The 12,688-nt window shown below is 70.9% G+C and carries 11 protein-coding genes; 5 read left to right on the forward strand and 6 right to left on the reverse strand.

The features are described 5' to 3' along the window. Positions 1–15 precede the first annotated feature (15 nt). On the reverse strand, positions 16–1,032 hold the full coding sequence (locus Aco03nite_RS12915) for a LacI family DNA-binding transcriptional regulator (protein WP_239145106.1): 1,017 nt from the start codon (positions 1,030–1,032) through the stop codon (positions 16–18). A gap of 184 nt (positions 1,033–1,216) precedes the next feature. On the opposite strand from Aco03nite_RS12915, the gene Aco03nite_RS12920 reads away from it, so the two are divergent. From Aco03nite_RS12920 to Aco03nite_RS12930, 3 genes are read left to right on the forward strand one after another with little or no spacing between them, the layout of a single operon-like run. Then, positions 1,217–2,278 (forward strand): substrate-binding domain-containing protein, encoded by a 1,062-nt coding sequence (locus Aco03nite_RS12920; RefSeq protein WP_203795297.1) that lies wholly within the window; start codon positions 1,217–1,219, stop codon positions 2,276–2,278. Beyond that, a complete protein-coding gene (locus tag Aco03nite_RS12925) occupies positions 2,275–3,285 on the forward strand; it encodes an ABC transporter permease (RefSeq protein ID WP_203795298.1) in 1,011 nt (336 codons plus the stop codon). The genes Aco03nite_RS12920 and Aco03nite_RS12925 overlap by 4 nt, the downstream gene beginning before the upstream one ends. After that, positions 3,282–4,067 (forward strand): ATP-binding cassette domain-containing protein, encoded by a 786-nt coding sequence (locus Aco03nite_RS12930; protein ID WP_203795299.1) that lies wholly within the window; start codon positions 3,282–3,284, stop codon positions 4,065–4,067. The genes Aco03nite_RS12925 and Aco03nite_RS12930 overlap by 4 nt, the downstream gene beginning before the upstream one ends. Here Aco03nite_RS12930 and Aco03nite_RS12935 read toward each other — a convergent pair. Then, positions 4,064–6,643: a putative bifunctional diguanylate cyclase/phosphodiesterase gene (locus Aco03nite_RS12935; protein WP_203795300.1), complete on the reverse strand. Its 2,580-nt coding sequence runs from the start codon at positions 6,641–6,643 to the stop codon at positions 4,064–4,066. The two genes, Aco03nite_RS12930 and Aco03nite_RS12935, sit on opposite strands and share 4 nt — an antisense overlap. A gap of 297 nt (positions 6,644–6,940) precedes the next feature. On the opposite strand from Aco03nite_RS12935, the gene Aco03nite_RS12940 reads away from it, so the two are divergent. After that, positions 6,941–7,678 carry a rod shape-determining protein gene (locus Aco03nite_RS12940; protein WP_203795301.1) on the forward strand — a complete coding sequence of 246 codons (738 nt, stop codon included), beginning with the start codon at positions 6,941–6,943 and terminating at the stop codon, positions 7,676–7,678. Positions 7,679–7,699: 21 nt separating this feature from the next. Here the strand turns inward: Aco03nite_RS12940 and Aco03nite_RS12945 are convergent, their stop codons facing one another. The 3 genes from Aco03nite_RS12945 to Aco03nite_RS12955 all read right to left on the reverse strand — a co-directional run bounded on the left by Aco03nite_RS12945 (position 7,700) and on the right by Aco03nite_RS12955 (position 10,688). Further along, positions 7,700–9,088 (reverse strand): metallophosphoesterase, encoded by a 1,389-nt coding sequence (locus tag Aco03nite_RS12945; protein ID WP_203795302.1) that lies wholly within the window; start codon positions 9,086–9,088, stop codon positions 7,700–7,702. Between the two features lie 189 nt (positions 9,089–9,277). Further along, positions 9,278–9,877, reverse strand: coding sequence for a Scr1 family TA system antitoxin-like transcriptional regulator (locus Aco03nite_RS12950; RefSeq protein ID WP_307837639.1), 600 nt, complete (start codon positions 9,875–9,877; stop codon positions 9,278–9,280). A 7-nt stretch (positions 9,878–9,884) separates the two neighbouring features. Continuing rightward, positions 9,885–10,688 (reverse strand): DUF7674 family protein, encoded by an 804-nt coding sequence (locus Aco03nite_RS12955; RefSeq protein WP_203795304.1) that lies wholly within the window; start codon positions 10,686–10,688, stop codon positions 9,885–9,887. Positions 10,689–10,875: 187 nt separating this feature from the next. On the opposite strand from Aco03nite_RS12955, the gene Aco03nite_RS52860 reads away from it, so the two are divergent. Further along, on the forward strand, positions 10,876–11,559 hold the full coding sequence (locus Aco03nite_RS52860) for a response regulator transcription factor (protein ID WP_239145107.1): 684 nt from the start codon (positions 10,876–10,878) through the stop codon (positions 11,557–11,559). On the opposite strand, the gene Aco03nite_RS12965 is transcribed toward Aco03nite_RS52860, so the two are convergent. Further along, positions 11,556–12,677 carry a lipase family protein gene (locus Aco03nite_RS12965; protein ID WP_203795305.1) on the reverse strand — a complete coding sequence of 374 codons (1,122 nt, stop codon included), beginning with the start codon at positions 12,675–12,677 and terminating at the stop codon, positions 11,556–11,558. The genes Aco03nite_RS52860 and Aco03nite_RS12965 overlap by 4 nt on opposite strands. Positions 12,678–12,688: the final 11 nt, after the last annotated feature.

Genomic DNA, 12,688 nt, shown 5'->3' on the forward strand with positions numbered 1-12,688 from the left:
CGGTTGCCTTCCCGGTCAGTGTGGTCCAGGGATCTCCCCAGAACCACGTGGGATGAGCACTGTCGGTACTACATGGGTGGTGGGCTCCCACGTCTCGCCGTCGAGGCGGCGGAAGATCAGCTCGGCGGCGGCCCGGCCCATCCGGTACGGGTCCTGCGCCATCACCGTCACCGCGGGTTGCAGCAGGTCGGCGAGGGGGAAGTCGTCGAATCCGACAAGCCCGACCCGCTCGTGGGCGCCGAGCGAGCGCAGCGCCCGGATGGTGCCGATGGTGACCAGGTTCTGCGCGGTGAAGTACGCCGTCGGCGGTTGCGCCGTGCCGGCCAGGCGCAGGGCCGCTTGCCGGGCGGCGTCCTCGGTGTGCAGGTCGTGGACGATGTGCGCCGGGTCCGGCCGGATGCCGTGCTCGGCGAGCGCCTCCCGGTAACCGCGGAAGCGCTGCTCGGCGGTGGTGATGGTGGCCAGGTCACCGAGGTACGCGATGTCCCGGTGCCCGTGGGCGATCAGGTGCCGCACGGCGGTGGCGGCCCCGGCGGTGTTGTCGGACAGCACCGCGTCGGCGCGCACCCCGACCGGTGGCCGGTCCACGAAGACGACCGGGGTGCCGGCCGCGATCTCGGCGGCCAGGTACGTCTGGTCGTCGCTGGCCGGGACCACGAACAGGGCGTCGGCCTGCCGGGCGGTGAACGCGGTGACCAGGGCCTGTTCCCGGTCCGGGTCCTCGTCGACACTGCCCGCGAAGATCATCACCTGGCGGCCGCGGGCGGTGTCCTCCAGGGCCCGGTGCAGGGTCGAGGAGAACGGGTTGGCGACGTCCTCGAGGACCGCGCCGATCGCCGCGGTGCGGGAGGCCGAGCGGCGCAGCATGCTCGCGGTGAAGTTGGGCCGGTAGTTGAGCCGGCCGACGGCACGCCGGACCGAGTCGACCTTGGCGGAGCTGACGCCGGTCTCGCCGTTGACCACCCGGGAGGCGGTCTTGAGGCTCACCCCGGCCAGCGCCGCGACGTCACGCAGGGTCGGTCGGGTGTCCACGGCTCCCCCAGGAGATCGACGGCAAGAGATCGACGAGGCTCACAGCCTGATCGTCCGATGACGACGTTGTCAATACGTCCGCCCCGTTGCGGCTTTGTTACACGCCGAGGTCAGAGCAGGCATTGACAGAAAACGAATCGATAACCACCATCGGCCTGACAACGTTGTCGAAATTGGAGCGATCATGGTCCTGCGTAGAGGAACCCTTCTGCTCGCCGTCGCGACCGCGACGTGTCTGGCCGCTTCCGCGTGCGGCGGCCCGGGCAGCGGCGACGACGGTGTCGCCGTCTCCCTGATCACCAAGAACTCCACCAACCCGTTCTTCGTCACCATGCAGGACGGCGCCCGCAAGGCCGCCGAGTCCGAGGGCGTGAAGCTGACCGTCGCCGCCGGCAAGGAGGACGGCGACGAAGCGGGTCAGGTCCAGGCCATCGAGGACGCCATCGCCCGCGGTGACGCCGGCATCCTGATCACCCCGAACGGCCCCGGCGTGAACCCGGCGATCAAGAAGGCCCGCGACGCCGGCCTCTACGTCATCGCCCTGGACACCCCGCCGGACCCGGCGGACACCGTCGACATCACCTTCGCCACCGACAACTTCAAGGCCGGCGAGCTGATCGGCAAGTGGACGGCGACCCAACTGGCCGGCAAGCCCGCCACCATCGCGCTGCTCGACCTGTTCAACGACAAGATCGTGTCCGTCGACTACAACCGGGACCAGGGCTTCCTCACCGGCATGGGCATCGACGCGAAGGACAGGAAGGCCAACGGGGACGAGGCGCCGACCGGGAACTACTCCGGCGGCACGTACAGCATCGTCTGCAACGAGCCGACCAACGGCGCCGAGGACGGCGGCCGCACCGCGATGGAGCGCTGCCTGGCCAAGAACCCCGGGGTCAACGTGGTCTACACGATCAACGAGCCGGCCGCGGTCGGCGCCCAGAAGGCCCTGCAGGCGGCCGGCAGCAAGGACGTCCTGGTCGTCTCGATCGACGGCGGCTGCGACGGGGTCCAGCAGGTCAAGGACGGCCTGATCAACGCCACCTCGCAGCAGTACCCGGTGAAGATGGCCGAACTCGGCGTCAACGCGATCAAGAAGGTCGCCGACGGTGGCGAGAAGCCGCAGACCACCGGTGACCTGGGCTTCTTCGACACCGGCGTCAGCCTGGTCACCGACAAGGCGGCCGACGGCGTGGAGAGCATCACCACCGACGAGGGCGCCGCCCAGTGCTGGGGCAAGAAGTGACCACCGCCGTCGAGCAGTTCGCCCAGCGGCGCCGGAGCCCGCTGGAACGCCTCCAGCACGTGCTGCACGCCCATCCGTCGATCAGCCCGCTGCTCGTCCTGATCATCGCGTTCGTGGTGTTCAGCAGCATCAACCCGCGGTTCGCCTCGCCGAACTCGCTGTCGCTGGTGCTGCAGCAGGTCGCCGTGATCGGGGCGCTCGCCGTCGGGCAGACCCTGGTCATCCTGACCGCGGGCATCGACCTGTCGGCCGGCGCGGTCACCATCCTGGCGATGATGCTCGCCGCCGGCCTGGCCGAGGGCGGCGGCCTGCCCGGCGTCGTCGCGGTGCTGATCGGCATCGGGGTCGGGGTGCTCGCCGGCCTCGCCAACGGCGCGCTGGTCACCCGGGTCGGGTTGCCGCCGTTCATCGTCACGCTCGGCACCCTGAGCGTCTTCACCGCGGTCGCCCTGCTCTACACCAAGGGCCAGAGTGTGCAGGCCACCGACCTGCCCGGCCTGCTGAACTGGACCGGCGAGACGTTCCCGGTCGGTGACTTCCGGATCAGCGTCGGCGTGGTCCTGGTCGGTGTGCTCTACCTGCTGGTCGGGTTCGCGCTGGCCAACACCGCCTGGGGACGGCACGTCTACGCCGTCGGTGACGACAAGGAGGCCGCCCGGCTGGCCGGCATCCGGGTCGACCGGGTGCTGCTCAGCGTCTACCTGACCGCGGGCGCGGTGTACGGGCTGGCCGCCTGGATCCTGATCGGCCGGGCCGGCGCGGCCAGCCCCAACGCGATCACCGACGCCAACCTGGAGAGCATCACCGCCGTGGTGATCGGCGGCACCAGCCTCTTCGGCGGCCGGGGCGCGCTGGTCGGCACCCTGCTCGGCGCCCTGATCGTCGGGTTCTTCCGCAGCGGCCTGTCCCTGGCGGGCGTCGACGACCAGTACCGGGTGCTCGCCGTCGGCCTGCTGGTCCTGCTCGCCGTCACCGTCGACCAGTGGATCCGGAAGGTGAAGGCATGACGACCACGACTCCGGTCCTGTCCGCACGGGGCCTGGTCAAGACGTACGGCAAAGTGGTGGGTCTGGACGGGGTTGATCTCGATCTGTTCCCGGGTGAGGTGCTGGCCATCATCGGGGACAACGGCGCCGGCAAGTCCACCCTGATCAAGTGCCTGACCGGGGCGGTCGAACCGGACGCCGGCGAGATCCGGCTGGACGGTGCGCCGGTGCACTTCCGCCGCCCGCAGGACGCCCGCAAGGCCGGGATCGAGACCGTCTACCAGACCCTCGCGGTGGCGCCCGCCCTCGACATCGCCGCCAACCTCTACCTGGGCCGGGAACGCCACCGGCCGGGCCCGCTCGGCTCGGTGCTGCGCATGATCGACAAGAAGGGCATGCGCCGGGACGCCGAGAAGGCCCTCACCGACCTGGGCATCGGCACCCTGCAGAACATGTCGCAGGCGGTGGAGACCCTGTCCGGTGGCCAGCGTCAGGCGGTGGCGGTGGCCCGGGCCGCCGCGTTCGGCAGCAAGGTGATCGTGCTGGACGAGCCGACCGCGGCCCTCGGCGTCCGGGAGTCCCAGCAGGTGCTCCGGATGATCGACCAGGTCCGGTCCCGTGGTCTGCCGGTGATCCTGATCAGCCACAACATGCCGCACGTCTTCGAGGTCGCCGACCGCATCCACATCCAGCGGCTCGGCCGGGGCGCCGGGGTGATCACGCCCCGGTCGCACACCATGCCGGAAGCGGTCGCGATCATGACCGGAGCCACCACGCTGACCGAAACCCCTGGTCAAACCTAAGAAGCAGCGGCTGCGGTACGGGTGGGCAGCCAGGCGACCAGCTCGGCCGGCGGCATCGGCCGGGCGAACAGGAAGCCCTGCGCGAGGTCGTAGCCGAGGGCGGCGAGCCGGTCCGCCTGTTCCCGGGTCTCGATGCCCTCGGCGACCGCCTCGATGTCGAGGGCGTGGGCGAGCTGGATCACCGCCTCCGGGATCGCGTCCGGGCCGGTAACGAACGAACGGTCCAGTTTGATCTGGTCGACCGGGCAGGTGGCCAGGGTGCTGAGGGTGGCGGTTCCGGTGCCGAAATCGTCCAGGGACAGGCGTACGCCCAGGGTCCTGAGGTCGTCGAGGTTCTCCGCCGTGAACCCGCCACCGATCACCGTGCTCTCGGTGATCTCGGCGCAGAGCCGCCCGGCGGGCAGACCGGTGTCCCGCAGCGCCGCGGCCACCCCGGCGGCGAACCCGGCCTCGCGCAGCTGGGCCGCCGAGACGTTCACCGCGACCGTGCCGGGCGCGGCGTCCCCGTGCTCGGTGATCCACGCCGCCGCCTGCCGGACCGCCTCGCGCAGCACCCAGTCGCCGAGCGGCACGATCAGGCCGGTGTCCTCGGCGACCGGGATGAACTCCCCCGGGCCGAGCAGGCCACGCTCCGGGTGCTGCCAGCGGACCAGGGCCTCCACCCCGGCCAGCCGCCCGCCCGGCAACGAGACCACCGGCTGGTAGAACAGCACCAGCTGACCGGCGTCGATCGCCGTGCGCAGCGGCCCGCCCGGATCGTCCCGGCCCTGGATGCTCATGCCCTCGCTGTACCGGACGTGCCCGCCCTCACCACGCAGTTTCGCGGCGTACATCGCGATGTCCGCCCGGTGCAGCAACTCGTCCACGTCGCCGCTGGCGTCGGCCACCCCGAAACTCGCCCGCACCGAGATCAGCTGCTCCTGCACCGGCACCGGGATCAGCAGGGCCTCGGCGATCCGGGTCAGCACCCGGTCCACCGGCTCACCGATCAGGCCGTCGAACAGGATGGCGAACTCGTCACCGCCCAGCCGGGCCACCGTGTCGGTGGCCCGGACGCTCGCGGTCATCCGCTGCGCCACCGCGATCAGCAGCGCGTCCCCGGCGGCGTGCCCCAGCGTGTCGTTGACCCCCTTGAACCCGTCCAGGTCGACCAGCACGATGCTGAACGGCCCGCCCTCGGCGACCGCGGTCTCCACCCGGCCGGTGAACAGCACCCGGTTGGCCAGCCCGGTCAGCGCGTCATGGGTGGCCTCGTGACTCAGTTTCTCCTGCACCAGGGTGGTCTCGGTGACGTCCCGGCTGTTGGTCAGGATGCCGCCGACACTCGGCTCGTGCAGCAGGTTGGTGGTGGCCAGCTCGATCCAGCGCAGCTCGTCCCGCACGTTGCGGACCCGCATCCGGCAGGTCGCCGAGGCGCCGGGGCCACCGGCCAGCGTCTTCTCCCAGCACTCCCGCAACGCCTCGGTGTCGTCCGGGTGCGACCAGTCCGGGACCATCGTGCCGATCGCCGTCGCCGGGTCCAGGCCCAGCACCCGCCGGATCGCCGGGCTGCAGTAGAACACCCGGCCGCCCGGGTCGGAGATCGAGATGACGTCGGACGAGTTCTGCACCAGCAGCTGGAACCGCTCCTGCAGCACCTCGTTCTCCCGGGCCGCGACGATCTGCCGGGCCACCACCAGCACGGTCAGCAGCACCGCTCCCAGGACCACCAGTTGCAGGTCCGGTTCCAGGATCGGCAGATGGCCGAGCATGAGCAGATCCACGGCGACGATCGATGCGTACGGCAGAACCCGGCGCCAGGTCTTGCGGCGGTCGACGGCGCCTTCGACCGCACCGTCGATCAGCTGGAACCGGGCCGACAGCGCGACACCCAGGTTGGCGACGATCGGGATCAGCATCAGCGGCTCGCTGCCGGGCTCACCCGGGGTCCAGTCGAGCAGCAGCATCGTCAACGGTGACGCCAGGCCACCCGCGCACGCCGACAGCGCGATCGCGGCCAGCGACCGGGGCGGCAGCGGACCGCCGCCGAGCGCCAGCCGGGCCAGCAGGAACATCCCCACAGAACCGGTGACCAGGATCGCCATCGTCTGCGCGGTGACGGCCCGGCCCTGCTCCTCGTAGTCTCCGAGGACCGTGTGCCCGATCAGGATCATGCTGCCGGCGGTGAGCGTGGCGATGTCCAGCCAGAGTGCGGCCTTCTGGGCCCGGCTGTCCGCCTGGGCCGACAGTCGGAGCAACGCCCAGACGAAGAGGCTGGCGCCGGCGACCCGGCAGACGACACCGAAGGAACCGACAGCCGGCGGCGTGTACGGAGCGAGCAGATCACACAGGTTGGAGACCCCCATGATGCTGATCGCGGTCAGATTCCGGACCCAGAACCGGTGCGACGGCGGCCCGAGGTCGGTGTTCCGGACCATCCGGAAACAGGCATAGGTGGCCAGACCGGTCGAGAAGACCGCCAGCGTCCGGATGATCGGCGCGTGGCCGGGCGGCAGCAACACCACGAGCGCGACGGCCGCAGCCGTCGTCAGCGCCAGGACGCGCAGCACCCGGTCACCCCGCAGAGCGTCGATCACACTCTGCCCATCGTCAGCCTCCCCGGTTAATTGAATGCCGGGGTGCAACGGATCGGGCCGGAGCGTTATCGCCTGGCATCTCTGAGTTGATCAACCTATCGTTGCGGTATGACCTTCTTCGTCGCGGACATCATCACCGCGGTGGCAGCCGATCGTGGCCCACCGGCGGATGAGTAGACCTCACCATCCACCGCAAGGGCGAAGCAGACGGCTTCGGCCCTTTTTTGTTACCCGCGTTCCCGTCCGTCCCCGTTGAGTTCATCCCCGTTGTGTTCATCCACCGAAAGGAACCACCCTGTGAATCCCTCCCCCGACCTCGCCGTCGCCGTGGATCTCGGCAGCACCACCGCCGGCGTCTGGGCCGCCCGCCAGGGCGTCGTCAGCGGGCCCACCGGTGAGACCGCCGTCCACCGCGGCCGGGTCGCCGACGTCGACGGCTGCGCCACCCTGCTGACCCGGCTGGTCGAGAGCTACCCGGATCCGATGCACGCCGCCGACCTGCTCGTCGCCTGCCGCCCGGTGCTGACCACCGAGGCCGACGAGGCCCTGATGCGCAGAGTCCTGGACACCGTGTTCACCCCGCGCCGGATCGTCTTCATCGACAGCGTGCGGGCCGCCGCGATCGGCTCCGGCGCCACCGCGGGCACCCTGCTGATCGCCGACATCGGCGCGCGGGTGACCGAGGTCGCGTTGCTCGACCACGGCCGGGTGGTGGCCGCCCGCCGCACCGGCATCGGCACCCGCGACCTGGCCGCCGGCGCCACCGTCGACCTTCTCACCGACGTGGTCGCCGGGCACCTCGGCGAACTGCGCGACGAATGCGAGGACACCGACCTGACCGAGGCCGACGACCGCGGGCTGCTGCTCGTCGGCGACGGCGCCTCCCACCCCGGGCTGCCCGAAGCCCTGGCCGGCGCCGTCGATCTGCGGGTGCACCGCGCCACCGATCCGCACACCGCGGCACTCAACGGCGCCCGGATCGCCGCCGTCTCCGCCCTGCGCCACCCGAGCCGGGGCGCTTTCCAGCGACGATAGGCGCTGTGCGCCCTTGTTGTCCTACGCCTGCTTCGAGGCCAGCTCGACCACGGTGATGTCGGACGGGGCGCCCACCCGGACCGGCGGGCCCCACGCTCCGGCGCCACGGCTCACGTAGAGCTGTGTGTCGCCGTAGCGCTCCAGGCCCGCCAGGGTCGGGTTCGACTGCTCGGCGATGAGCGTGGCCGGCCACATCTGGCCGCCGTGCGTGTGCCCGGACAGCTGCAGGTCCACCCCGTGTTTCACCGCGTCGTGGATGACGATCGGCTGGTGCGCCATCAGCACCGAGGCCCGCGCCGGATCACGGTCACCGAGCGCCTTGACGAAATCAGGCCCCGCACCCTCGTCCTCGCCCGCCACGTCGTTCACCCCGGCCAGATCAAAACCGGGCATTGCGGTACGGGCGTTCTCCAGCGGTTTCCAGCCCAGCTCGCGGACCTTGTCCACCCATTCCTCGACACCGGAGAAGTACTCGTGGTTGCCGGTGACGAAGAACGTGCCGTGCCGGGACCGCAGCCCCCGCAACGGCTCCACCGACCCGGACAGATCCTCGACGGTCCCGTCGACCAGGTCGCCGACGACCGCGATCAGGTCGGGCTGGGTGGCGTTGATGGTGTCGGTGACCCGCTGCGCGAACCCACGGCCCAGGACAGCGCTGATGTGCACGTCACTGACCACGGCGATCCGGAAGCCGTGAGCGCTGCGCGGCAGTTTCGCCAGCGGCACGGTGATCCGCTTGACGGACGGCCCGCTGACGACGCCCCAGGTCCCGTAGCCCACGGTGCCGAGGGCCGCTGCCGCTGCCGTCCCCCCGACCACCCGGGACACGAACCGCCGCCGGCTCAGACCGGCCTTGTCCCCCGCTGTTCCTGCCGGGCCGCCTCCCGCTGCTCCTGCCGGGCCGTCTCCCGCTCCTCCTACCGGGCCGCCTCCCGCGACGGGCTTCCCGTCACCGGGCTCGTCCTTCTCCGCGGGGCCGTCCTTCACCAGCAGGTCGCCCGGCACGCCGGTAGAACCCGTTGCGCCGACGGCGTCCGTGGATCCGGTCCCGGCGCCGACCGCCGCGGCCAGCGCCGGCTCTTTCTCGTCCTTGCGACCCAGCCACAGCGTGAGCAGCGGCCGGACCACCTCGCCGACCAGCACCGCGATCAGCAGGTAGAGGAAGACGGCCAGCCACAGGTAGCCGGGCCAGCCGAGCGCGCTCTTCACCACCAGCGGGACCGGCAGCGCCTCCCCGGCCATCGCCCCCAGCCCGAGGAGCGGAGCCGCGATGAAGAAAACCGTCCCGCCCCGCCGCCACCGCGATCCCGCAACGGTGGTGGCCACGACGAGACGCCGCCAGAGATACCAGTGAAGGGCGCCGAAGATCGCCACGACGGCAACCGCCGCCAGCACGGCAAATACGATCATGAGTAGGCGCAGTCCTTAGCTCAGCCTCAATTGAGGCGCAACCTACCAGCGCCTTTCTGTCGGGAAGCTGAGAGCCGTGCACCGTCACGTTGCTCACACCACCACCGCGGTGCGTCACCCCTCCCCGAGCCGGCGGGCGGCTTCGAGCAGCAGCTCCAGAGGGCCGCACAACCACCGAGGGCAAGGCACTCAGCTCGCTGATGCGGTCGATCTGGGTGACCATCTCAGCGGGCCGGCACACCCGGTTCCGCAGGGCCTGTTCGGTGAAGAGGAATGGAACTGCCGATCCGGGTAGGTAAGGATCTCGCTGCGCCGGATCCGTGCGGTAACCGCCTCGGAGACGGCGGCCGCCGAGTCGGCGAGCCGCTCGTCGTCCGATTCGTCCTTCAGCCCGGTCATCACGGCCCGCGCGTACTCGCTCGTCTGAAGCAGGCCTGGAATGACCGCGGGCTGGAAGACCCGGAACTCCTCCGCAGACGCCTCGATCCGGCCCATCTCATTCGGTGAGCTGACCATGCCTTGCTGCGCCCATTGCCAGTCGGTGACCCGATCGTCAGCATGTTCGGCGGATTCGACGAGCCGCTCCATCTCGGCCTCCGGGATCCCGAGCGCGGCGGCGAGAAGCCGCACGTCGCGGGGTTCCGCCGTGACGACACCGTTCTCGAGGCGGGATATTTTCGCCTGACTCATCCCGACACGGTCACCCGGCGGAGCGGGAGTCGCTTGCCCCGTCCGGCCCTGGAGGAAAGCGTTCGGATCCTGTCCAGCCCTGATGGAAAGCGTTCGGATCCTCTGCCTAGCCCTGGAGGAAAGCGCGTAGCAGCGGGCCGGCGTAGGAGTGCAGCAGCGGGTTCCGGTCGGCCTCGGCGGTGAGGGTGGCGGTGTGTGGGCGCAGCAGCGCCGCCATGCCGGGGTCGGCGACCATCAGCTCCAGTTCGGCCGCCGCGGCCTCGGTGAGTTCCGGGTCAGGGTGGCCCGGCACGAACTCGTTCAGGTTGTCCCGGAGCATTCCCGACACGACGGCCTCGGCGATGTAGCGCTCCGGGGTCATCGCGGCCAGGGACATCGTCCGGCGGACCTCGTCCAGTTCGACCACCAGCAGCGGGTACCGGGACAGCGGCACGTGTTTCCACAACCAGTCCCGCACCGCCGACGCCTCGGGGCCCGGCCGACCGTCCGGAACCGGCTCCCCGAACGTCGCCGGGCGCTCCGGTGGCGGAAGTCCCTCGGTGTAGACCATCCGCCGCCAGGTGATCGGGCCGGCGTACTCGCGGAACAGCTCGGTCAGACCCGGGGTGTGACCGGTCTTCTCCAGCACCCGGATCTGCACCACGTCGTCCAGGTCCCGGTCCCCGGCGGCCAGCATCTCCTCGACCATCGCGACCCCGCGGCACACCAGCGCCGTGTCCCCGCGTTCGACGGCCTCCGCCAGGGCGTCGAGGAAGGCCATGGACATGAACCGGTACGCGGTCAGGTCATCCGTGTCCCCGTGACAGCCGACCTCCCCCAGCTCCTCGAAGAGGATCTGCTCCCGAGCCTCCGGAAGCAGATCCCACAGGTAGTCCCGGAACCCGGCATACGTTGGAGATCGTTTGCTCATCAGGCCCCGAATGATAGGCCAGACGCTCATCAGATGATCTTGCCAAGGGCCGGGAATGATCACCCCTCCCGATCCAGGCGGCCGACCCACGCCCCGGCCGGCAGCCAGGGGCGACCCGGACAACGGCCGGGCGGTCGAGGCGGTGGCCATGGGCGGCCGAGGCCGCGGTGTTCCAGGAGTGCGGCCAGTGTGTAGCCGGCGGTGCCCAGGGTGGGGCTTCGGTTACGTCGTCGGCCGGCAGTGGGAGCTGATCGACGAGCTGGAACAGACCCGGACCAGACTGGCCGAGGCCGCGGTGGCCGAGGACCGGCAGCGCATCGCCCGGGACCTGCACGACCTGTTCGGCCGCGCTGGACGGCTCGTTCCGGGCCGGTCCGGAAGCGGGGCGCTGGGTGGTCCGCGCGACCCTGCCCCGACGGCTGGCCGGGGTGCCCGCGTGATCCGGGTGCTGCTTGTCGACGACCATCCGATGGTGCGGGCCGGGCTTGGGGCTGATCCTGCGCAGTCAGGCCGACATGGAGCTGGCCGGGGAGTGCTCGGACGAGGCCGAGGCGGTTCGGGTGGCGGGGCGTGGATCGACGGCAGCCTGCTCGGGCCGATTCTCGACTCGTACCGGCGGCTGGCCCGCCCGCGACCCGGGCCGGGTCACGAACGGGTCGCCGCACTCACCGGCCGGGAGCGTGACGTGCTGCGCCTGATGGCCCGCGGCGCCTCCAACCAGGAGATCGCCGACCGGCTCGTCCTCGCCGAGACCACCGTCAAGTCACCCGTCTCGGCGCTGTTCACCGAGCTGGGCGCCCGGGACCGGGCCGCGGCCATCGTCCTGGCCTACGACACCGGCGTCGTCCACCCGGGCGGCGACCGGATCTAGAGGTACTTGCGGGCGAAGGCGATGTTGTTCGGCAGCGCCTGGGCCCACACGTTGTGGCCGGTGGCGTACTGGCGGTAGGTGACCTTCGTGCCGTTCAGCAGCATCTCGGTGACCTGCAGATCGGTCAGGAACGGGAAGGCCACCACGTCGAAGCGGCCCTGGTTCACCAGCACCGGCACGTCGTAACCGGAGACCGGCAGGCGGGTGACGTCGCGCAGCACCGCCGGGAAGTCGCCGGTGTTCAGCGGTTTGGCCAGCATCTGCCCGATCGAGACGCCCTGGGTACGGGTGTTCATGTCGAAGTAGCAGAGCCGGTGCGCGTCGTCGACGACCGCGCGCCCGGCCGGGGTCAGGTAGGCGTCGAGGTCGAAGTCGGGGCGGGCGGTCTCCAGTCCGGCGAGGATGTAGGAGACGTAGGTGGTGTAGTCGGGCGCGGGCAGCGGCGGGATGTACGGTCCGGCGAGCGGAATGTAACCGTCGACCTTGGTGGCCGGGGCGTCGGCCATCGCGGCGGCGAGCCGCAACTCCGGCGCGCGCTCCTTGGCCAGGGCCGCGGTGGCGAGGGTGGCATGGCCGCCCTGGGAGATGCCGTTCACCACGTAACTGCTGGACAGGGTGGGTGCGACAGCGCGGGCGGCGCGGACCGAGTCGATCACCGCGTTGGCTTCGGCGGTGGCGTCCAGGTAGGCGTGCGAGCCCTCGGTGCCGATGCCGATGTACTCGGTGGCGACGAAGGCGAAACCGGCCTGGATCCACGGGGTGACGACGTTGACGTCGGCGGCGGCCGTCCCGTAGTCGTCGGTGTAGGCGCAGTCGTCGCCGAGCCCGGCGGTGACGTGCGCGTTCGCCAGGATCGGCCAGCCGCTGGCGGGCGCCGTGCCGGTCGGCACGTAGATGGTGGCGAGCGACTGGCGGGCCTGGCCGAGCGAGTTCTCGGTCCAGTAGGTGATCGTGGTGGCGGTGCTGCCGGGCGCTTGTCTGCCGGGAAGCGGCGCCGAGGAGACGACCGCCCCGGGCACGGCGGCCGGGGCAGCGGCCGACGCCGGAACAGCGGCGGCCGACGCCAGGAGCGGACCGAGCACCAGCGGTACGACACGACGGAGCGGAATCATCGGCATCCATCACCTCT

Source organism: Actinoplanes couchii, assembly GCF_016862075.1.
GTDB classification, from domain to species: domain Bacteria; phylum Actinomycetota; class Actinomycetes; order Mycobacteriales; family Micromonosporaceae; genus Actinoplanes; species Actinoplanes couchii.